This is a genomic window from Nocardioides bruguierae, assembly GCF_023554635.1.
GTDB classification, from domain to species: domain Bacteria; phylum Actinomycetota; class Actinomycetes; order Propionibacteriales; family Nocardioidaceae; genus Nocardioides; species Nocardioides bruguierae.
The window spans coordinates 58,766-78,160 of the sequence record NZ_JAMJPH010000001.1 but is presented as its reverse complement, the minus strand read 5'-3'; the positions used below and the strand labels follow the sequence as shown (position 1 = coordinate 78,160).

Annotated in this window: 19 protein-coding genes; 13 read left to right on the top strand and 6 right to left on the bottom strand. The window is 74.8% G+C overall.

Annotated features, from left to right (window positions below; all coding sequences use genetic code 11):
- Nucleotides 1-118 precede the first annotated feature (118 nt).
- The gene (gene hemB, locus M8316_RS00325) at nucleotides 119-1,135 is read left to right on the top strand and encodes a porphobilinogen synthase (RefSeq protein WP_250050930.1); all 1,017 of its coding nucleotides are present in this window, start codon (nucleotides 119-121) and stop codon (nucleotides 1,133-1,135) included.
- A 15-nt stretch (nucleotides 1,136-1,150) separates the two neighbouring features.
- On the opposite strand, the gene M8316_RS00320 is transcribed toward hemB, so the two are convergent.
- On the bottom strand, nucleotides 1,151-2,443 hold the full coding sequence (locus M8316_RS00320; protein ID WP_250050928.1) for a lytic transglycosylase domain-containing protein: 1,293 nt from the start codon (nucleotides 2,441-2,443) through the stop codon (nucleotides 1,151-1,153).
- 342 nt (nucleotides 2,444-2,785) lie between these two features.
- Between M8316_RS00320 and hemL the strand changes: the two genes are divergently transcribed.
- Genes hemL through ccsB form a run of 6 tightly spaced genes read left to right on the top strand, consistent with a single transcriptional unit; the run spans nucleotide 2,786 to nucleotide 9,156 of the window.
- Entirely contained in the window at nucleotides 2,786-4,135 is a 1,350-nt protein-coding gene (hemL, locus tag M8316_RS00315) for a glutamate-1-semialdehyde 2,1-aminomutase (protein WP_308195931.1), read from the top strand.
- A 19-nt stretch (nucleotides 4,136-4,154) separates the two neighbouring features.
- A complete protein-coding gene (locus tag M8316_RS00310; RefSeq protein WP_250050927.1) occupies nucleotides 4,155-4,838 on the top strand; it encodes a histidine phosphatase family protein in 684 nt (227 codons plus the stop codon).
- Nucleotides 4,838-5,566, top strand: a complete 729-nt coding sequence (locus M8316_RS00305) for a TlpA disulfide reductase family protein (protein WP_250050925.1) — start codon at nucleotides 4,838-4,840, stop codon at nucleotides 5,564-5,566. The genes M8316_RS00310 and M8316_RS00305 overlap by 1 nt, the downstream gene beginning before the upstream one ends.
- Nucleotides 5,559-6,326 carry a cytochrome c biogenesis CcdA family protein gene (locus tag M8316_RS00300; protein WP_250050923.1) on the top strand — a complete coding sequence of 256 codons (768 nt, stop codon included), beginning with the start codon at nucleotides 5,559-5,561 and terminating at the stop codon, nucleotides 6,324-6,326. Before M8316_RS00305 ends, M8316_RS00300 begins: the two co-directional genes overlap by 8 nt.
- Nucleotides 6,323-8,056: a cytochrome c biogenesis protein ResB gene (gene resB / locus M8316_RS00295; protein WP_250050921.1), complete on the top strand. Its 1,734-nt coding sequence runs from the start codon at nucleotides 6,323-6,325 to the stop codon at nucleotides 8,054-8,056. The genes M8316_RS00300 and resB overlap by 4 nt, the downstream gene beginning before the upstream one ends.
- A complete protein-coding gene (gene ccsB / locus M8316_RS00290; RefSeq protein ID WP_250050919.1) occupies nucleotides 8,053-9,156 on the top strand; it encodes a c-type cytochrome biogenesis protein CcsB in 1,104 nt (367 codons plus the stop codon). Before resB ends, ccsB begins: the two co-directional genes overlap by 4 nt.
- A gap of 137 nt (nucleotides 9,157-9,293) precedes the next feature.
- Here the strand turns inward: ccsB and M8316_RS00285 are convergent, their stop codons facing one another.
- Complete coding sequence (locus M8316_RS00285) at nucleotides 9,294-9,530, bottom strand: hypothetical protein (RefSeq protein WP_250050916.1); 237 nt, start codon at nucleotides 9,528-9,530, stop codon at nucleotides 9,294-9,296.
- Between the two features lie 91 nt (nucleotides 9,531-9,621).
- Between M8316_RS00285 and M8316_RS00280 the strand changes: the two genes are divergently transcribed.
- On the top strand, nucleotides 9,622-9,879 hold the full coding sequence (locus M8316_RS00280) for a DUF4229 domain-containing protein (RefSeq protein WP_250050915.1): 258 nt from the start codon (nucleotides 9,622-9,624) through the stop codon (nucleotides 9,877-9,879).
- 50 nt (nucleotides 9,880-9,929) lie between these two features.
- Entirely contained in the window at nucleotides 9,930-10,064 is a 135-nt protein-coding gene (locus M8316_RS20340; RefSeq protein ID WP_272494462.1) for a hypothetical protein, read from the top strand.
- Nucleotides 10,065-10,121: 57 nt separating this feature from the next.
- On the opposite strand, the gene M8316_RS00275 is transcribed toward M8316_RS20340, so the two are convergent.
- On the bottom strand, nucleotides 10,122-10,997 hold the full coding sequence (locus tag M8316_RS00275) for a 1,4-dihydroxy-2-naphthoate polyprenyltransferase (RefSeq protein ID WP_250050913.1): 876 nt from the start codon (nucleotides 10,995-10,997) through the stop codon (nucleotides 10,122-10,124).
- 238 nt (nucleotides 10,998-11,235) lie between these two features.
- Here M8316_RS00275 and M8316_RS00270 point away from each other — a divergent pair, with 238 nt between their 5' ends.
- From M8316_RS00270 to M8316_RS00255, 4 genes are all read left to right on the top strand, one after another.
- Nucleotides 11,236-12,411 (top strand): AMP-binding protein, encoded by a 1,176-nt coding sequence (locus tag M8316_RS00270; RefSeq protein ID WP_250050911.1) that lies wholly within the window; start codon nucleotides 11,236-11,238, stop codon nucleotides 12,409-12,411.
- Nucleotides 12,411-13,397 carry an o-succinylbenzoate synthase gene (locus tag M8316_RS00265; RefSeq protein WP_250050902.1) on the top strand — a complete coding sequence of 329 codons (987 nt, stop codon included), beginning with the start codon at nucleotides 12,411-12,413 and terminating at the stop codon, nucleotides 13,395-13,397. The genes M8316_RS00270 and M8316_RS00265 overlap by 1 nt, the downstream gene beginning before the upstream one ends.
- Nucleotides 13,394-15,004 carry a 2-succinyl-5-enolpyruvyl-6-hydroxy-3-cyclohexene-1-carboxylic-acid synthase gene (menD, locus tag M8316_RS00260; protein WP_250050901.1) on the top strand — a complete coding sequence of 537 codons (1,611 nt, stop codon included), beginning with the start codon at nucleotides 13,394-13,396 and terminating at the stop codon, nucleotides 15,002-15,004. The genes M8316_RS00265 and menD overlap by 4 nt, the downstream gene beginning before the upstream one ends.
- A gap of 385 nt (nucleotides 15,005-15,389) precedes the next feature.
- Nucleotides 15,390-17,267 (top strand): cation:proton antiporter domain-containing protein, encoded by a 1,878-nt coding sequence (locus tag M8316_RS00255; protein WP_250050899.1) that lies wholly within the window; start codon nucleotides 15,390-15,392, stop codon nucleotides 17,265-17,267.
- A gap of 33 nt (nucleotides 17,268-17,300) precedes the next feature.
- On the opposite strand, the gene M8316_RS00250 is transcribed toward M8316_RS00255, so the two are convergent.
- From M8316_RS00250 to M8316_RS00240, 3 genes are read right to left on the bottom strand one after another with little or no spacing between them, the layout of a single operon-like run.
- On the bottom strand, nucleotides 17,301-18,218 hold the full coding sequence (locus M8316_RS00250; RefSeq protein WP_250050897.1) for an NAD(P)H-binding protein: 918 nt from the start codon (nucleotides 18,216-18,218) through the stop codon (nucleotides 17,301-17,303).
- Complete coding sequence (locus M8316_RS00245) at nucleotides 18,215-18,757, bottom strand: GNAT family N-acetyltransferase (protein ID WP_250050895.1); 543 nt, start codon at nucleotides 18,755-18,757, stop codon at nucleotides 18,215-18,217. The genes M8316_RS00250 and M8316_RS00245 overlap by 4 nt, the downstream gene beginning before the upstream one ends.
- Nucleotides 18,754-19,374 (bottom strand): hypothetical protein, encoded by a 621-nt coding sequence (locus M8316_RS00240; RefSeq protein WP_250050894.1) that lies wholly within the window; start codon nucleotides 19,372-19,374, stop codon nucleotides 18,754-18,756. Before M8316_RS00240 ends, M8316_RS00245 begins: the two co-directional genes overlap by 4 nt.
- Nucleotides 19,375-19,395 lie beyond the last annotated feature (21 nt).

Below are 19,395 nucleotides of genomic sequence, written 5' to 3'. Positions count from 1 at the left end.
GCAGAACCGTGAAAGGTGCTGCCGACTCGGCGGTGGGCACCCCGCCGGTCCGGTCCGCACGGGCAACCGCACGGGCCTCTCCGACGGGTCATCCCCGACCCCGAAGGAGCACTCCCCGATGACCGACCCCGACGGCTACGCCCTGCGGCCCGCCCCCGGTGCGACCGCACCCGTCGTCCGGCCCCGCCGCCTGCGCACCACCCCCGCGATGCGGGCGATGGTCCGTGAGCAGCAGGTCCGTGCCGGCCAGCTCATCCTGCCCGCGTTCGTCAGCGAGGCGCTGAGCGAGCCGAAGCCGATCTCCTCGATGCCCGGCGTCGTCCAGCACACGCAGGACACCCTCAAGCGTGCGGCCGCCGAGGCCGCCGAGGCCGGCATCGGCGGCATCATGCTGTTCGGCGTGCCCGCCGTCCGGGACGCGTGCGGCACCGCGGGCGTCGACCCCTCCGGGGTCCTCAACCTCGCGATCGAGAACGTCAAGGCCGAGGTCGGCGACGCGCTGACCGTGCAGGCCGACCTCTGCCTCGACGAGTTCACCGACCACGGCCACTGCGGCGTGCTGGCCACCGACGGCTCGGTCGACAACGACGCCACGCTCGCGATCTACGCCGACATGGCCCGCGCGCAGGCCGCGGCCGGGGTCGACGTCATCGGCCCCAGCGGCATGATGGACGGCCAGGTCGCCGTCATCCGCGACGCGCTCGACACCGCCGGGCACACCGACGTCGCGATCCTCGCCTACGGCGCGAAGTACGCCTCGGCCTTCTTCGGACCCTTCCGCGAGGCCGTCGACTCCGCCCTCCAGGGCGACCGCCGCACCTACCAGCAGGACCCGGCCAACGCCCGCGAGGGCGTGCGCGAGGCCGTGCTCGAGGTCGAGCAGGGCGCCGACATGGTCATGGTGAAGCCTGCGCTGGCCTACCTCGACGTGATCCGCCGCGTCCGCGACACCGTCGGCGTCCCGGTCGCGGCCTACAACATCTCGGGTGAGTACGCGATGGTCGAGGCGGCCGCCGCGAACGGCTGGATCGACCGGCAGGACGCGGTGCTCGAGACCCTCACCTCGATCCACCGCGCCGGCGCCGACGTCATCCTGACCTACTGGGCCACCGAGGCCGCGGGCTGGCTGCGCTGAGGATCGTGCTGACGCTCAGGGGTTGAGCAGCCCCTGGACGCAGGCCTCCAGCTCGTTCGCGGCCGTCAGCGGGTTGTCGATGACGCCCTCGAGCGTGCACTGGGCCAGGGCCTCGGCGCGGGTGAGCGTCTCGTCGACGGGGTCGACGCCCGTGGAGGGCACGGCCGAGGCCACGTCCTCGACGACCTCGCCCACGGCCTCGCCGGCGCTGCTGGGGGTGGTGGTGTCGACCGGGGTGTCGCTGCCCGAGGAGCCGCCCGACCCGCCCTGGTTCCCGCCCCCGCTGGGCGCCGTGGACGGCGAGGGTGCGGGCGCCGAGGGGGCGGAGGACGAGCCCGAGCCGCCGGAGGACGAGGCGGGCTGAGTGCCCTTGCCGCCCTGGTCGCCGCCGCTGCCGGCGACCGGCTGCGGCTCGGGCAGCGCCTGGATCAGGTCGCCGCCGCGCACCGAGGTGGGGACGGCGGAGTAGTCGCCGGCCGCGTAGGAGTCCATGATCTCCAGCACCAGGTCGACGTACTCGTCGCTGTGGTTGTAGCGGTAGACCGCCTCGCGCAGTCCGCTGGTGGTGCCGAGGTCGGTGTCGCCGGCGCACAGGTACACGCCGGCGGCCAGCGCCGCGTCGTCGATGTCCTGCGGGTCGCGGCGGTCGTCCCCGTCCGCGTCGACGCCCACCAGCGACCAGGTGGACGGGATGAACTGCATCGGCCCGACGGCCCGGTCGAGGCCGGTGTCGCCGTCGAGGCGTCCCTTGTCGGTGTCCTCGACGCGGGTGGTGCCGCCGGCGCCGGTCAGGCGCGGGCCGAGGATGCCCGGACGGGCCACGCCGTCGGCGTCCAGCACGTTGCCGCCGTAGCGGCCGTGGTCGGACTCGACGCGGCCGATGGCGCCCAGGAGCGTCCAGTCCAGGCGGCAGCCGGCGTCGGCCGCGCCCATGATGCTCTCGGCCCGCTGGTAGGCCACGAGGGCCGCGTCGGGGATCGCGGCGCTCGAGGTCGAGGCCGCGGTGGCACGGGCGCTGCGGCTGGCCAGCGCGGTGGAGCTGGAGCGCCGCGAGGAGACGGTGGCCGGGTCGCGCAGCACCGCGGAGGGCAGGGAGGTGCCGTCGGGCAGGACGCCCTCGGTGGCGGTCTCGGACTCCGGGGTCGTCTGCGCGGTCAGGGTCGGGCCGGCGTAGGTGGCCGGGTTGACCAGCGCGGCGGTGACCGCGGCGGAGACGATGCCCAGCGGCACCAGCGCGGTGACCCGCTGCCAGGTGGTGCGCTCGCCGGACGTGCGTCGTCGGCCGCCGGTCGGCGTGCCCTGCGTCATGGTGGTTCTCCCTCGTCCTGCTGGTGCCGGCCCGCGTCGTCGCGGGGAGCACGTGTGTCGCGGTGCCGGCCGGTCGGGCCGGGCACCGTCCTCTCCTACCCGTGCTGAGACCAACGACACATGCGGGTCGACGTTACGGGTCGGTAACCCGACCTCGCCTCGGCCGATCGGTCAGACCTGCCTGGCCCGCCCGGTGGTGGCCGGTCGCGGTCCCCGGGCGGGCCCGCGTCCTCAGGGCCCGCTCAGTGGTGTCTCACGAGGCTCTCAGCCCCCGTGGGCACCACCGGTGACGAGGCGTGGGAGCGATTCGCAGCGCTGGGCGGAGCCTTGCACAATGACGGGGTGTCTTCCACGCAGCAGAACCCTGCCCAGCCGGTGACGACCCTCCCCACGCAGGCCTCCGCCGACCTCTTCGAGCGGGCCCGCGCGGTCACCCCCGGTGGCGTGAACTCCCCGGTGCGCGCCTTCAACGCGGTGGGCGGCACGCCGCGGTTCATCCGCTCCGCGCAGGGCGCCTGGCTGACCGACGTGGACGGCAACGACTACGTCGACCTCATCTGCTCCTGGGGCCCGATGCTGCTGGGCCACGCGCACCCCGAGGTGCAGGCGGCCGTCGCCGACGCCGTCGCCCGCGGAACCTCCTACGGCACGCCCACCGTCCCCGAGGTGGAGCTGGCCGAGGAGATGGTGGCCCGCACCCCCGTGGAGAAGATCCGGTTCGTCTCCTCGGGCACCGAGGCCACGATGAGCGCGATCCGCCTCGCCCGCGGCTTCACCGGCCGCGACGTCGTGGTGAAGTTCGCCGGCTGCTACCACGGCCACGTCGACGCGCTGCTGGCCAGCGCCGGGTCGGGCCTGGCCACGTTCGCCGTGCCGGGCACGCCGGGCGTGCCGGCGTCCTCGACGGAGCTGACCCTCGTGCTGCCCTACAACGACCGGCAGGCGGTGCTCGACGTCTTCGCCGAGCACGGCGCCCGGATCGCCTGCGTCATCACCGAGGCCGCCGCCGGCAACATGGGCGTCGTGCCCCCGGAACCGGGCTTCAACCAGTTCCTCGCGCAGACCTGCCGCGAGCACGGCGCGCTGTTCGTCTCGGACGAGGTGATGACCGGCTTCCGCGCCTCCAAGGAGGGGCAGTGGGGCCTGGACGGCAAGGTCGAGGGCTGGGTGCCCGACCTGGTCACCTTCGGCAAGGTCATGGGCGGCGGGTTCCCGGCCGCCGCGTTCGGCGGCCGCGCCGACGTGATGGCCTCCCTCTCGCCCGAGGGCCCCGTCTACCAGGCCGGCACGCTGTCGGGTAATCCCGTCGCGACCACCGCCGGCCTCACCACGCTGCGCCTGGCCACCGACGAGGTCTACGCCCACATCGGCTCCGCGGCCGACACCATCAAGACGGCCGCGTCCGAGGCCCTGAGCGCCGCGGGCGTCACGCACACCGTGCAGTCCACCGGCACGATGTTCTCGGTGTTCTTCTGCGACGGGCCGGTGAAGGACTTCGCGGACGCCTCGCGCACGGACGCGGCGGCGTACCGGGCCTTCTTCCACTCGATGCTGGAGCAGGGCGTCTACCTGCCGCCCTCGGCGTACGAGGCCTGGTTCCTCTCCGCCGCGCACGACGACCGTGCGGTCTCGACCGTGCTCGACGCGCTTCCGGCGGCGGCGCGAGCCGCGGCCCAGGCCGTGGACGCCTGAGCGCGGCGGGGGAGCAGCCATGGCGCAGACGACCGTCCACCTGGTGCGGCACGGCGAGGTGCACAACCCGCAGGGCGTGCTCTACGGGCGCAGCCCCGGCTACCACCTCTCGAAGCTGGGCCACCGCATGGCCGAGCGGGTCGCCGAGCAGATCGGCCACCGCGACATCGTCCACGTGGCGGCGTCCCCGCTGGAGCGCGCGCAGGAGACCGCCGCGCCCCTGGCCCGGGCGCTCGACCTGCCCGTCGGCGCCGACCCGCGGCTGATCGAGTCCGAGAACGTCTTCCAGGGCGAGACCTTCACCCGCGGCGGGCTGCTGCGCTCCCCGAAGAAGTGGAAGCACCTGCGCAACCCGTTCGAGCCCTCCTGGGGCGAGCCGTACCGGGAGATCGCCACCCGGATGCTCGCCGCGGTCGAGGCCGCGCGCGTCGTCGCCGAGGGTCACGAGGCCGTGCTGGTCTCCCACCAGCTGCCGATCTGGACGACCCGGCTGCACCTCGAGGGCAAGCGGTACGTGCACGACCCGCGCAAGCGCCAGTGCACGCTGTGCTCGGTCACCTCGCTGGAGTACGAGGGCAGCACGCTGACCCGCATCGTCTACTCCGAGCCGGCCGGCGACCTCGTCCCGGCGCACGCTCGCAAGGACGCCTTCAGCTCCGGCGGCGACCCCGCCGAGGAGACCGAGCAGGGAGACCAGGCCTGATGTCCCACCCCCGCGGACGCCGGCAGCGCCCTGCCCTGCGCCCTGCCCTGCGCCCTCCCCTGGGCCGCGTCCTGGCCGCGTCGGTGCTGGCGCTGGTGCCGGTCCTGGCCGGCTGCTCCTCGCTGGGCAGCACGGGCGACCTCGACTACGTCGCCGGTGACGGCCAGATCGTCGAGTACGACGCCGCCGACCGGCTCGACCCCGTCGACCTCTCCGGCGAGACCGTCGACGGCGGCACCTGGGACATCGCCGACCACGAGGGCCAGGTCGTCGTGGTCAACGTGTGGTGGAGCCTCTGCGGCCCCTGCATCACCGAGATGCCGATGCTGACCGCGCTGGAGTCGGCCTACACCGACCTCGGTGACGAGGTCACCTTCGTCGGCATCAACGTGCGTGACTCCTCGGTGGACCTGGCCGCCGCCTTCGAGCGCGACCGCGGCGTGGAGTACCCCTCCATCTACGACCCCGCCGGCAAGGCCCTGCTCTCCTTCCCCGGTCGCACCGCGCCCCGCTCGATGCCCACCACCCTGGTGCTCGACACCGAGGGCAGGGTCGCCTCGATCGTCTCCGGCCCCGTGCCGTCGGCCATCACCCTGGCCTCGCTCGTGGAGACCGCCGGCGGCCCGGAGGCCTCCGAGGTGGACGTCAGCAGCGCCGCCGAGGCGGAGGACGAGGCCTCGGACGAGGCGTCCGCCACCGCCTCGCAGGGAGCCGGCTCCGATGGGTGACTGGTTCGCCGCCACCACGTACTCGGGGTCGCTGCTGCTGGCCGTGCCGGTCGCGATCGTGGCCGGGCTCGTCTCCTTCTTCTCCCCGTGCGTGCTGCCGCTGCTGCCGGGCTACCTCTCCTACGCCACCGGCCTGTCCGGCGCCGACCTCGCCAACGGCGAGGCCTCCGCGCGCCGCGGCCGGATGCTCGCGGGCTCGGTGCTGTTCGTGCTGGGCTTCACCGTCTGGTTCGTCATCCTCGGGGCCCTCGTCGGCTCGCTGCGGACCTGGGTGCTGGTCAACAAGGACTACCTCGACATCGGGCTCGGCATCCTGGTGATCCTGCTCGGCCTGGCGTTCATGGGCCTCCTGCGGGTGCCGTGGCTCCAGCGTGACCTGCGCGTGCACAAGGTGCCCGCCGTCGGCCTGGCCGCCGCCCCCGTGCTCGGCTTCCTCTTCGGGCTGGGCTGGGCCCCCTGCATCGGCCCGACGCTCGGGGTGATCCTCGGCCTCGGCTACGACCAGGGCACCGCCGGGCGCGGGGCGTTCCTGCTCGTCTTCTACTCCCTGGGCCTGGGCATCCCGTTCGTCGTCGCGGCACTGGCCTGGGGCCGGATGAGCACCGCGATCGGCTGGATCCGGCGGCACCAGGTCGGGATCACGCGGGCAGGCGGCGCGATGCTCGTGCTCGTCGGCGTGCTGATCCTCACCGGTTGGTGGGACTGGGCCGTCACGTGGCTCCAGTCCCAGGTCATCAGCGACTACGAGGTGAGCGTGTGAGCACCACCGAGGGACGGCTCTCCGACCTCGACGCCAGCGAGGACCGCGACGGCTCCGCAGGCGGCACCGGCGGCACCGGCGGGCCCGGCGGCAGCGGCGGGGACGGCGGGGGCGAGGGTCGCCGACCCGGCGAGCTCGGCGTGCGCGAGCTGGGCCGCTGGGCGTGGCGCCAGCTGACGTCCATGCGCACCGCGCTGATCCTGCTCCTGCTGCTCGCGCTCGCCGCGATCCCGGGCTCGATCATCCCCCAGGAGGACGTCGACTCCCTGTCGGCGAGCAACTGGAAGGAGGCCCACGAGACCCTCGCGCCGATCTACGAGAAGCTGGGCCTCTTCGCGGTCTACGACTCCCCGTGGTTCGCCGCGATCTACGTGCTGCTGATGATCAGCCTGGTCGGCTGCATCCTGCCGCGGCTCAGGGTCTACTGGCGCGGCCTGCGGGCCCAGCCGCCGCGGGCGCCGCGCCACCTCACCCGGCTGCCCGAGCACGCCTCCTTCGTCACCGACCGCTCGGCGGCCGACGTCCACGACGCCGCCCGTGCCCTCCTGCGCTCGAAGCGGTACCGGGTGCGCGGCGAGGTCGAGGGCGAGTCGGGGGTCTCCGCCGAGCGCGGCTACCTGCGCGAGGCGGGCAACCTCGTCTTCCACCTGGCGATCCTGGTCGTGCTCGTCGGCTTCGGCATGGGCTCGGTGCTCGGCTACCAGGGCGCGGTCATCGTGGTGAAGGGCAACGGCTTCTCCAACAACCTGACCCAGTACGACGACTTCAACCCCGGCAGCCTGTTCTCCACCGACGACATGGAGCCCTTCTCCTTCGACGTCGACGACTTCGACGTCGAGTGGATCATGGAGGGCCGGGGCGCGGGCACCAGCCAGGGCTACTCGGCCGCGCTGAGCTACAGCGACTCCCCGGGCGGCGAGGAGCAGACCTACGACCTGCGGGTGAACCACCCGCTCGACATCGGCGACACCGAGGTCTTCCTCGTGGGCCACGGGTATGCCCCGATCATCACCGTCACTGACGGCAACGGCGACGTCGCCTGGTCCGGGCCGACGATCTTCCTCCCGCAGGACGCCAGCCTGCTCTCCTTCGGCGTCGTCAAGGCCCGCACCGCCGAGCCCGAGGCGATCGGCCTCGAGGGGCTCTTCTACCCCACCTACGTGATGGCGGACGGCGACCCGATCAACGTCATGGGTGACGACCTCAACCCGACCCTGTCGATGCTCGCCTACGTCGGCGACCTGGGCCTGGAGGACGGGCAGTCGCAGTCGGTCTACGTGCTCGACAAGTCGAACGCCACCCAGCTCACCAAGGACGACGGCAGCCCGCTGCGTCTGGACATGCAGGTCGGGGACTCCATCGACCTGCCCGACGGCCTCGGCACCGTCACCTTTGACGGCGTCGAGCCGTGGGTGCGCGTGCAGATCAGCCAGACCCCCGGCAAGCTCATCGCGCTCGGCGGTGTCGTGCTCATGCTGATCGGCGTCATGGGCTCGCTGTTCATCCGCCCGCGCCGCGCCTGGGTGCGCGCCCGGGAGACGGACGACGGCACCGTCGTCGAGCTCGCGGTGCTCGACCGCTCCGGCGGCGGCGACGTCAGTCTGGTGCTGGCCGATATCGTGGGCACGCTCCGTGCCGACGACGACCGCGACGCACCTGCCGCCGACGCGCCGGCACCGACCACCCCCACTGCGACCGAGGACGACTCGGCCACGAAGGAGCAGGCATGACCCAGACCGCCTGGGAGTCCCTCAGCCAGCAGGCCATCGCGGCCGCCGGCATCGTCTACTTCCTCGCGCTGCTCGCCCACCTGGCCGAGTGGGCGATGCTGCGCAAGGTGCCGGTGAGCGTCGCCGTGGCCGAGCCCGCGCTGGTCGGTGGCGGTGCCCCGGCCTCCTCGGACGCGGTCGCTCCTGGCGACGCCGACGCAGCGGCGGCCACCGCCGAGCGGGACGCCGACCGGCTGGAGATCGCCGGGCGCGCCGGCGTCCTGCTGACCGCGCTGGCGGTGGCCGTGCACCTCGTGGGCCTGGTGGCGCGCGGCATGGCCGCCGAGCCGCACCGCGTGCCCTGGGGCAACATGTACGAGTTCACGCTGACCGGCACGTTCGTGGTCGCGTTCATCTACCTGGTGGCCTTCCGGAAGTTCAAGCTGCAGTGGATGGCGATCCCGGTGCTGGCCGTCGTCCTCTCGATCCTCATGGTCGCCGTCATCTGGCTCTACGCGCCGGTGCAGCCGCTCATGGAGTCGCTCCAGTCGTACTGGCTGGTCATCCACGTCGTCTCCGCCGTCATCGCCACGGGCGCGTTCACCGTGGGCGGCATCGCGTCGGCGTTCTACCTGGTGCAGGCCCGCCGCGAGGCTCGCCGGGCCGCCGCGCTCGAGGCCGTGGCCGCGCGCCGTGCGGAGGGGGAGGACGCCGAGGACGTCCCTGCGCAGACGGGCTGGTGGGCCCGGGTGCCCGGCACGTCCCGGCTGGACCTGATCTCCTACCGGATGCACGCCTTCGCGTTCCCGGTGTGGACCTTCGCGGTGCTGATCACCGGCCCGATCTGGGCGCACGAGGCCTGGTCGCGGTACTGGAACTGGGACCCCAAGGAGGTGTGGGCGTTCATCACCTGGGTCGTCTACGCCGCCTACCTGCACGCCCGCGCGACCGCCGGCTGGCGCGGCCGCTCGGCCGCGATCCTGGCGCTGGTCGGCATGGCCACGCTCTGGTTCAACTTCATCGGCATCAACTACTTCTCCACCACGTCGATGCACTCCTACGCCGACGCGCCCACGACCTCGGTGGTCGCGCCCCCGCCAGGGGCCTCGTCGGGCCTCTGAGCCGGCCGGCCCTCGAGCCGGCCCTGGAGCCGGCCCCGAGACGAGGCCACACGCGCACGAGCCCCTGACCGAGTGGATCGGTCAGGGGCTCGCGTGCGGTGTGGGGCGGTGTGGGTGAGCGCGGGAAGGCCGGGCCCTCAGGGGCTGTCGGGGTCGTCGCCGTGCAGGCGGCGCCGGTCGAGCTCACGCAGGAAGTCGGGGTCGTCGTCGGGGGCGACCGTGCGCGGGGGCTCGCGCCGCACGCGGCGTGGCCGTGCCGAGCCCGACCCGGGGCGCTGCGCGCCCTGGGACAGGACGCCGCGCTTCTGCAGGGTCCGCACCACGTAGTAGGTCACGAGGGCGACCACGGCCACGAACAGCAGCAGCTTGATCACTCCTCCACTGTAGGCCGGTGGACCCAACCGTGGGCGGGTCCGAGGTCATCGGCTTTCGCTGCACCCGCGCGGCACCACCTACGCTGGGGGCGTGAAGGAGTTCGCGATCTACACCGGCCTGCGCATCCTGCTCTTCCTCGCCTCGCTGGCCATCGTCATGGGTGTCTGGGCCCTCCTGGGCACGCCGAACCTCCTGGTGGCCATGATCGCGGCCCTGCTCGTCTCCGGCATCGCCGGCTACTGGGTGCTCGACGCCCCGCGCCGCGCGCTGGCGGCCAACGTCGAGCGCCGGGCGCAGCGCGCCTCCTCCCGGTTCGAGGAGATGAAGGCGCGCGAGGACCAGGACTGAGCCGGTCCGACCCCTCGTCGGCTCACCCGCCTGCCCGTAGGCTGGTCGGCATGAAGTTCCTGCTGCTCATCGCCATCGTCGTCGCCGTCGTGGCCGCCTGGCGCATGCGCGCGGTCATCCTCGGCAAGATCCTCGGGCAGGACCCGGCGCGCATCCAGCGGCAGATCGACCGCAAGAAGCGCTGACGCCCTACCGGTGGTCGAGGAGGTTGCGCAGCAACCGTCTCGAGACCAGCGCCGAGGTCAGCCGACGATCATCAGCGGCACGCCCGCCCCGAGCGACCACAGCAGCTCCGCCGCGCCGGTGGAGGCCAGCACGGGGATGAGCGCCGGGCCCTGCGCGCCGGAGAGGATCGTGGTCAGCCCGCGCCGCGCGGGCAGCACGAACACCAGGGCGAGCAGCGCCCACCACGAGGTGAGGGCGGCGAGCACGACGGCGCACGCGGCGGCGCCGGCCATCATCGCCACGAAGGTGCGACGGGTGGCGGCGTCCCCGAGGATCACGGCCAGCGTGCGCTTGCCGGTCTCGGTGTCGGTGGGGATGTCACGCAGGTTGTTGGCCACCAGCAGCGCGCAGGCGATGAGGCCGATGCCCACGGCGGCCACCCACGCGGCGGCTGGGAACGCCTCGACCTGCACGTAGGTGGTGCCCAGCACCGCCACCAGGCCGAAGAACACGAAGACCATGACCTCGCCCAGCCCGGCGTAGCCGTAGGGGCGGGGGCCGCCGGTGTAGGTCCAGGCGGCCACCACGCAGACGAGCCCTACCAGGACCAGCCACCAGGCCGTCGTCGCGGCGAGGACGAGGCCCGCGACCCCGGCCACGCCGAAGGCGGCGAACGCGGCCGCCTTCACCTGGCCCGGGCGGGCGGCGCCGGAGCCGACCAGCCGCATCGGGCCGACGCGGACCTCGTCGGTGCCGCGCACCCCGTCGGAGTAGTCGTTGGCGTAGTTGACCGCCACCTGGAGCGCGAGCGCCACGACCGCGGCGAGCAGCGCCTTCCACCACACGGCCTCGCCGACGGCGGCGGCGACGCCGGTGCCGGCGATGACGGGGGAGACGGAGGCGGGGAGGGTGCGGGGCCGGGAGCCGGCGACCCACTGTGCTGCGGTGGCCACGATCCACGATTGAACCAGTCCGACGCCGCCGACCTGCACGGGGCCCGGGAGGACGGCCGGACCCCGTGCACGGCCGAGCCCGCGGCTCGGCCCCGGACGATCAGCTCTGGGGGGAGTGCCGACCGGCCGGGTCGCTGGCCACAACGACGGGCGCGCCCCCGGGTCACGGCGCGGATGACGATCGGTGGCACCGGTCTGGACGAGTGCTCTGGACCGGCCCGGGAGTACGTTGCCCTACGTGGACCCCGCTGCACCGCCCGTGACGCTGCCCGCGGAGCCCGCCGAGGTCGTCGACGTCCTCGAGGCGTGGCTGTCCGCCCCGCACGAGCCGGGCCCGCTGGTCGTGCGCACCTCCGGGTCCACGGGCACGCCCAAGCGGGTGCTGCTCCCGCGGGCCTCGGTGCTCGCCTCCGCCCGGGCCAGCGCCGCCCGCGTCGGTGCCTCCGGGCCGTGGCTGCTCACGCTGCCCGCCGGCTACGTCGCCGGCGTCAACGTCGTCGCGCGCTCCCTGGTCGCCGGTCACCGCCCGGTGCTCGCCGACGACCACGGCTCCTTCGCCGAGGCCGCGGCCGCGCTGGTGGCGGCGCACCCCGAGCGGCCGCGCTTCGTCTCGTTGGTGCCCACGCAGCTGCACCGGATGCTCGGTGGTGCGGGGGCCGCCGCGGAGGGTGCCACCTCCGACGACGTCTGGGCGCTGCGCACGTTCCACACCGTGCTGCTGGGCGGCGGCCCGGTCGACGCCGCGCTGCGCGAGCGCGCCGCCGCGGCCGGCGTCCGCGTCGTGGCCACCTACGGCTCGGCCGAGACCAGCGGCGGCTGCGTCTACGACGGTCGCCCGCTCGACGGCACCCGGGTGCGGGTGGACGACGACGGGCGGGTCCTGCTCGCCGGCACCACCCTGTTCGCCGGGTACGAGGGCGAGCCCGGTCGGGTCGACCGCGACCTCACCGACGCGGCGGTCGTGGACGGCTGGTTCCGCACCTCCGACGCCGGCCGGATCACCGAGCACGGGCGCCTCCAGGTGCTCGGCCGCCTCGACGACGTCGTGGTCACCGGCGGCCTCAACGTGCCCGCGCCGGCCGTCGCGGCGGCGCTGCGGGCGACGCCCGGGGTGGCGCAGGCCGAGGTCGTGGGGGTGCCGGACGAGGAGTGGGGCAACGTCCTGGTCGCGCTCGTCGTGCCCGCGGACGCCGACGCGCCCCCGCCCCTGGAGACGCTGCGCGACGCCGTGGCCGAGACCCGGCCGCGGGCGTGGGCACCGCGCCGCCTCGTCCTGCTGGAGGAGCTGCCGCTGCTGGCCAACGGCAAGCCCGACCGCCTCGCCCTCCAGGCCCTCGCCGCCGCAGCGGTGGTCGAGCAGCGAGGAGCGCAGGCGACGAGCGCACGTCGAGACCCCACCACCGAGGACCGCTGATGCAGGCACACGTCTGGTCGATCCCGCTCACGACCCGGTTCCGCGGGCTGACGGTCCGCGAGGGCGTCCTGCTGCACGACCCCGACGCGCACGACGGCGCCGGCGGCTGGGGCGAGTGGAGCCCCTTCACCGAGTACGACGACGCGGTCGCCGCGCCCTGGTTGGCCTGCGCGCGGGAGGCAGCGGCCGGGGAGTGGCCGACGCCGCTGCGCGAGCGCGTCCCGGTGAACGTGACCGTGCCTGCCGTCGGACCCGAGGAGGCGCACGCGATCGTGCTGCGCGGCGGCTGCCGCACCGCGAAGGTCAAGGTCGCCGAGCGCGGCCAGGCCGAGGGCGAGGACGAGGCCCGGCTGGAGGCCGTGCGCGCCGCGCTCACCGCGCTGCACCCCGGCGAGGAGACCCGGGTGCGCATCGACGTCAACGGCGGGTGGGACGTCGACACGGCGCTGCGCCGGCTGCCGGTGCTCGACCGCGCGGCGGGTGGCCTGGAGTACGTGGAGCAGCCGTGCGCGTCGGTCGAGGAGCTCGCGGAGGTCCGCCGACGCCAGCACGTGCCGGTGGCCGCGGACGAGTCGATCCGCCGGGCCGCCGACCCCTACCGCGTCCGCGACCTCGAGGCCGCCGACGTGGCCGTGCTCAAGGTCCAGCCGCTCGGCGGCGTGGCGGCCTGCCTGCGGATCGCCGAGGACATCGGCCTGCCCGTCGTCGTCTCCTCGGCGCTGGAGTCCTCCGTCGGGATCGCGGCCGGGGTCGCGCTCGCGGCCGCCCTGCCCGAGCTGCCGCACGCGTGCGGCCTGGCCACCGTCCAGCTCTTCACCGGCGACCCCGTCACCACCTCGCTGCTGCCGGTCGACGGGGCCCTGCCGGTGCGTCGCCCGCAGGTGGACGCCGCCGCCCTGACGCGCCTCGCGGCGCCGCCCGACCGCGCGGACTGGTGGGCCGCGCGCCTGGCCCGCACCGCCGCGGTGCTAGAGAGGTCCTCGTGACCGACCAGCCCGAGCCCGCCGCCGTCCTCGCCGCCCGGGGCGTCCTGGCCGCCCTGGTGCGCGCCGGGGTCCGGGAGGTCGTGCTCGCCCCCGGCTCCCGCAACGCCCCGCTGGCGCTGGCCCTCGTCGACGCGGACGCGGCGGGCGTGCTGCGGCTCCACACGCGGATCGACGAGCGCTCGGCCGGCTTCACCGCGCTCGGGCTCTCACGCACCGGGGCGCCGGCTGCGGTCGTGTGCACCTCCGGCACGGCGGTGGCCAACCTGCACCCCGCCGTCCTCGAGGCCGCCCACGCCGGGGTGCGACTGGTGGCCCTCACCGCCGACCGCCCCGCGCGGCTGCGCGGCACCTCGGCCAACCAGACGACCGAGCAGGAGGGCGTCTTCGGGCCGCTGGTGCCGACGCTCGACCTCGACGCGGCGCCGGAGACCCTCACCATCGGCCCCGGCCCCCTGCACGTGAACCTGCGCCTGGACGCACCGCTGGTGCCGGCGGCGCCCTGGGCCGCCGAGGAGCTGGCCGCCCTCGCGGCGGTGCCGCCGTCGCCCGCGCCGCCGGTCGTGCCCGAGGGATCGTTGCCGCTGCTCGACCCCGCCCCGCGCACGGTCGTCGTGGCCGGGGACGACGCCGGCCCGTGGCCGCGCATCCTGGCCGAGCGCGCGGGCTGGCCGCTGCTGGCGGAGCCGTCCTCGGGCGCCCGCACCGGCACGCACGCGATCCGCACCTACCGGCTGCTGCTCGCGGGCGTGCTGGGCGAGCAGGTCGAGCGGGTCGTGGTGGCCGGCAACCCCACGCTCTCCCGGCCGGTCTCGGCGCTGCTCGAGCGCCCCGGGGTGGAGGTGCTCGCGGCGCCGCTCGCCGGGGTCTGGACGAGGCGGCCCCACCCGGTCGCGGGGACGCTGGACCCGGCTCGGCCGCACCCCGACCAGCCCGCCGGGGACCCGGCGTGGCTGGAGGCCTGGCGGGCCGCCGACGCGGACCTCTCGCGGCGGCTCGACGCCCTGCTGGCGGCGGAGGAGGGCATCACCCCGCACGAGGCCGCCGGTGCGGTCGCGGCGGCCCTGCCAGCGTCCGGGCTGCTCGTGGTGGGGCCCTCGAACCCGGTGCGCGACCTGGACCTCATGGTGCCGCGCTACCGCGTCGGCGACCGGCGCAAGGTGATCGCCAACCGCGGGCTGGCGGGCATCGACGGGCTCGTCTCCACCGCCCTCGGTGCCGCGCTCGCGCGGGACTCCTCCCGGGCGCTGGCGCTCATGGGCGACGTGACGTTCCTGCACGACACCAACGGCCTCCTGCTCGGCCCCGCCGAGGCGCGGCCCGACCTCACGATCGTGGTGGTCAACGACGACGGGGGCTCGATCTTCGCCACGCTCGAGCAGGGCGCCCCGGCCTACGCCGACGCCTTCGAGCGGGCCTTCGCCACGCCCCACGGTGCCGACCTCGCCGCCCTGTGCGCCGCCACCCGGACCCCGCACTGGCGCGTGGAGTCCCTGCCGGAGCTCCACCAGGCCCTCGCGTCCCCGAACGGTGGCGTCGAGGTCGTCGAGGTCCGCGTGCGCCGCAGCGACCGCCGCGACCTGGATACCCGCATCCGCGCCCTCGTCTGACGCCCACCGGTGATCGAGGTGTGACGAGCGCCGGCGAGGAGCCTCGAGATCGCCGCACGTGTCTGTGGTGCTCGCCATGGTCGGGTGCGGGGGTCTCGTGGCTCGGCCGTGGGCGGCCTCGCACCTCGACCACCGGTGAGGCCGTGGGCGGCCTCGCACCTGGACCACCGGTGAGGCCGTGGGCGGCCTCGCACCTCGACCACCGGTGAGGCCGTGGGCGGCCTCGCACCTCGACCACCGGTGAGGCCGTGGGCGGCCTCGCACCTCGACCACCGGTGAGGCCGTGGGCGGCCTCGCACCTGGACCACCGGTGAGGCCGTGGGCGGCCTCGCACCTCGAACACCGGTGGGGCCGGGGGTGAGGGCGGTGCTGGGAGGATGGGGGCGTGGAGGTCGCGCTGCTGCTCATCTCGCTGACGCTGGTCGTCCTGGTGGTCACGGCCGTGAGCCGTCGCCTGGACGTGCCGGCGCCCCTGGTGCTGACCGTGGTCGGGGTGATCGGCTCCTACCTGCCGATCCGCGACCTCGAGCTGGAGCCGGAGATCGTGCTGCTGTGGCTGCTGCCGCCGCTGCTGTACTCGGCGGCGCTGGAGACCTCGCTGGTCGACTTCCGCGCGCAGAAGCGGCCCATCCTGCTGCTCTCGGTCGGCCTGGTGCTGTTCACCACCGCCGGCGTGGCGGTCGTGGTGCACGCGCTCGCCCCGGTCAGCTGGCCCGCGGCGTTCGCGATCGGTGCGGTGGTGGGCCCGCCGGACGCGGTGGCCGCGATCGCGATCGGTCGCCGCATCGGGCTGCCCCGCCGGATCGTGACGATCCTCGAGGGCGAGTCCTTGTTCAACGACGCGACCGCCCTGGTGGCGCTGCGCACCGCCATCGCCGCGGGCGCGGTCGGCATCTCGGCGTGGGACGTCGGCTGGGAGTTCGTGGTGGCCGCCGGCGGTGGCGCGCTGGTCGGGTTCGTCGTCTACAAGGTGGTGGCCCTCGTCCGCCTGCGCCTCGACGACTCCCCGGTGGACGTCGGGATCTCGCTGGTCATCCCGTTCACCGCCTACGTGGCGGCCGAGGAGTTCGGCGGCTCGGGCGTGATCGCGGTGGTGGTCGCGGGGCTGCTGCTCGGGCACCGCGCCCCGGTGCTCCAGACGGCGCAGTCGCGGATCGCGGAGCGGACGACCTGGGGCACCGTCGCGTTCCTGCTGGAGAACAGCGTCTTCCTGCTCATCGGCCTCCAGGCGCACGCGATCATCGGCGCGGTCGGGGAGAGCGAGCTCTCGGGCGGCACGATCGTCGCCGTCTGCGCGGCCACCCTGGCGGCCGTCATCGTGCTGCGGCTGGTCTGGGTCATGGGGACGCGGGCGGCGCTGCGCATCCCGGGCGCCGACCCGGCCGCACGCGCCCAGACGCCGTGGACGTACAGCCTCGTGCTCGGCTGGGCAGGCATGCGCGGCGTGGTCACGCTCGCGGCGGCGTTCATCATCCCGGCGAGCACCCCGCACCGCGAGGTCCTGCTGCTCGCCGCGTTCACGGTGGTGGCGGGCACGCTGCTGCTGCAGGGGCCGACCCTGCCGCTGCTGGCCCGTCGCCTGCAGATCCCCTCGCCCGACCCGATGGACGACGCCCTGGCCCGCGCGACGCTGCTCCAGCAGGCCTCCAAGGCCGGTTTCGCCCGGCTCGAGCAGCTCGAGTACGACGACCGGCACGGCGTCATCGACACCATCAGCGCACGGATCGACCAGCGGAACTTCGCGGCCTGGGAGCGGCTCTCCACGGTCGCCGACGCCGAGGCGCCCTCGGACCTCTACGCGCGCGCCCGGCTGGAGATGATCGACGCCGAGCGGCACCGGGTGCTGGAGATCCGCGACGGCGGGACGGTGCCGGCCGACGTCGTCTCGGACGTGCTGGCCTCGCTGGACGTGGAGGAGTCGATGATCGACCGCGCGAACGAGCAGCGGGCCGCCGTCGTCCGCGCCCAGGCCCGCACGGTGCTCGAGGGTGGCTGCGACCACCTGGCCGAGCACCCCGCGATCCCGCCGGTGCGCAACCTGGAGAAGGAGGGGACGGGGGAGACCTGCCCCGACTGCCTGCGCGAGGGCACCACGCCGGTGGCGCTGCGCCGCTGCCTGTCGTGCGGCTACGTGGGCTGCTGCGACTCCAGCCCCGGGCAGCACTCGACCAAGCACTTCCACGAGACCGCCCACCCGGTGATGCAGTCCGCGGAGCCGGACGAGGACTGGCGCTGGTGCTACGTCCACCACCTCACGGCCTGAGCCCGCGACCACCGGCGGGAGTCACCGGCGGGTTCAGCGGGAGGCCTCCCAGGCGGCCGCCTCGGCCAGCGCCTCCTCGAGGGTGCGGGCGGGGTGGCCGGTGAGGGTGGCGACGGCATCGGTGACCTCGGCGCAGGAGCCGTCGGCGATGGCGGTGTAGGTCGAGACCCACGCGTCGAGCTGCCAGTCGGGGGTGCCGGGGTAGGCCGCCGCGCGGGAGGCGTAGGCCTCCTCGACGGTCTCGTCGACGAACCGCACCTCGTGGTCCAGCACGGCCGTGGCCCGCGCGGCCACCTCGGTGAGCGTGAGGGCCTCGGGGCCGGTCAGCGTGTAGGCCGCACCGCGGTGCGCGTCCGAGCCGCCGGCCGTCTCGGCGAGCACGAGGGTGGCGACGTCTGCGACGTCGGCCCGCGCCACGGCCGCCACGCGACCCGAGCCCGCCGGCCCGCGCACCGCCCCGCCGGCGTCCGCGAAGAAGGGGAGCAGGTCGGCGTAGAAGTTGTCGCGCAGCAGCGTGGCGGTCATGCCGGTGCGGGCACAGGCGTCGGCGATGGCGGCCTCCGCGTCGGCGTGGTCGCGGCCCAGGGTGAAGGTGGCGTCGGGCGCGGCGCCGGCGAACGAGGTGTAGACGAGGTGGCCCACCCCGGCGTCGGCCGCCACGTCGACGAAGGTGCGGTGCTGGGTGCGGCGGTCGGGGTCCTCGGCCGCGGAGACCATGAGCAGCACGTCGACGCCGCGCAGTGCCTCGAGTGCGGACGCCCGGTCGGCGTAGGAGACCTTGCGGACGTCGTCGGCGTCGGGGGCCCGGGCGACGTCGCGGACCAGCAGGCGCAGGCCGAGCGAGCCGCGCTGGTCGGCCAGGGCGCCCTCGCGTCCCAGCGCCTCGTCGAGGGTGCGCGCCACCCGTCCGCCGATCACGCCCGTCGCGCCGGTGATGCCGATGGTCGTCATGCCTGCTCCTCCTGGGTGTTCCGTGCTGCTCCGTCGACGGGCCGGGCCGGCCGCACCATCCGCAGGTGCCGGCCCTCCGGCTCGTCCTCGCCCACGCCGTCGAGCGCGAACCCGTGGCGGGCGTAGAACGCGATGGCCCGGTCGTTGCCCTCCAGCACCCAGAGGTAGACCGCGTCGTCGGGTCGCACCCCGGCGTCGGCGAGCGCGGCCTCGAGCAGCCGTCGGCCGAGGCCGGTGCCGTGGTGGGAGGCCAGGGCGTAGATGGCGGTGAGCTCCACGGGCGCGGGTGGGTCCTCGTCGCGCGCGGGCCCGGCACTGGCGAAGCCGACCAGGTGGCCGTCGTCCTCGGCCAGGAGCACCCGCGCCCCGGACTCGAGCATCGTGCGCCGCTTGCGCACCCCCTCGTCCCTGCGGGACCGGCGGCCGGTGAGGACCTCCGGCGGCATCAGCCCGGTGTAGGCCTCCTCCCACACGACGAGGTGCAGGTCGGTCCAGGCCTCGGCGTCGCCGGGCACGGCCCGCCGGATGCTCACGCTCACACCAGCACGGTAGCCAGCGGCCCGAGCGCCAGCCAGGCGAGCAGCCCCGCTGTGACGAGACCCGCCACCCGCCGCTCCCCGTCGGTCGACACCCCTCGCCCCAGCATCGCCCCGAACCCCGCCGGCACCAGGTGGACGCAGGCCGAGACCACGAGCACCGCCGGCACGAGCACGGCCCCGCCGGCCGGGCCGGCCCCGCCGAGGTCCATGTGGGAGTCCAGCAGGAGGGACACGACCACGACCACGAGCATCATGGGCCGCACCGCGGCGCCCACGACGAGGAGCAGGTAGGCGCGCAGCGGCGTGATCCCTCGAGGCTGTTCCGCGACCGCTCCTGTCGGGGCCCACGCCGCGCGGGCCATCAGCAGCGCGACGACGAGCAGGACGATCCCCGCCGCGACGGGAAGGGCGAACGCCACGAGAGCGTGGGTCGGCGACACCGGGCTCACGACGAGGACGATCGCCGCGAGGAGCCCGTCGAACGTCGCGACCCCCAGCGCGCCTGCGGCAGCGACCCGCCAGCCCCGGTACGCCCCGAGGCTCACCAGCAGGAGTCCGAACACCCCCGACCGCAGCACGAGGCTCCCACCCAAGAACAGCGCTTCCATGGAGCGCATCTTGGCAAGGTGACCCGTACG

Coding starts and splice junctions, on each gene's coding strand:
- hemB (WP_250050930.1), top strand. CDS start 119: ATGACCGACCCCGACGGCTACGCCCTGCGGCCCGCCCCCGGTGCGACC.
- M8316_RS00320 (WP_250050928.1), bottom strand. CDS start 2,443: ATGACGCAGGGCACGCCGACCGGCGGCCGACGACGCACGTCCGGCGAG.
- M8316_RS00310 (WP_250050927.1), top strand. CDS start 4,155: ATGGCGCAGACGACCGTCCACCTGGTGCGGCACGGCGAGGTGCACAAC.
- M8316_RS00305 (WP_250050925.1), top strand. CDS start 4,838: ATGTCCCACCCCCGCGGACGCCGGCAGCGCCCTGCCCTGCGCCCTGCC.
- M8316_RS00300 (WP_250050923.1), top strand. CDS start 5,559: ATGGGTGACTGGTTCGCCGCCACCACGTACTCGGGGTCGCTGCTGCTG.
- ccsB (WP_250050919.1), top strand. CDS start 8,053: ATGACCCAGACCGCCTGGGAGTCCCTCAGCCAGCAGGCCATCGCGGCC.
- M8316_RS20340 (WP_272494462.1), top strand. CDS start 9,930: ATGAAGTTCCTGCTGCTCATCGCCATCGTCGTCGCCGTCGTGGCCGCC.
- M8316_RS00265 (WP_250050902.1), top strand. CDS start 12,411: ATGCAGGCACACGTCTGGTCGATCCCGCTCACGACCCGGTTCCGCGGG.
- M8316_RS00250 (WP_250050897.1), bottom strand. CDS start 18,218: ATGACGACCATCGGCATCACCGGCGCGACGGGCGTGATCGGCGGACGG.
- M8316_RS00240 (WP_250050894.1), bottom strand. CDS start 19,374: ATGCGCTCCATGGAAGCGCTGTTCTTGGGTGGGAGCCTCGTGCTGCGG.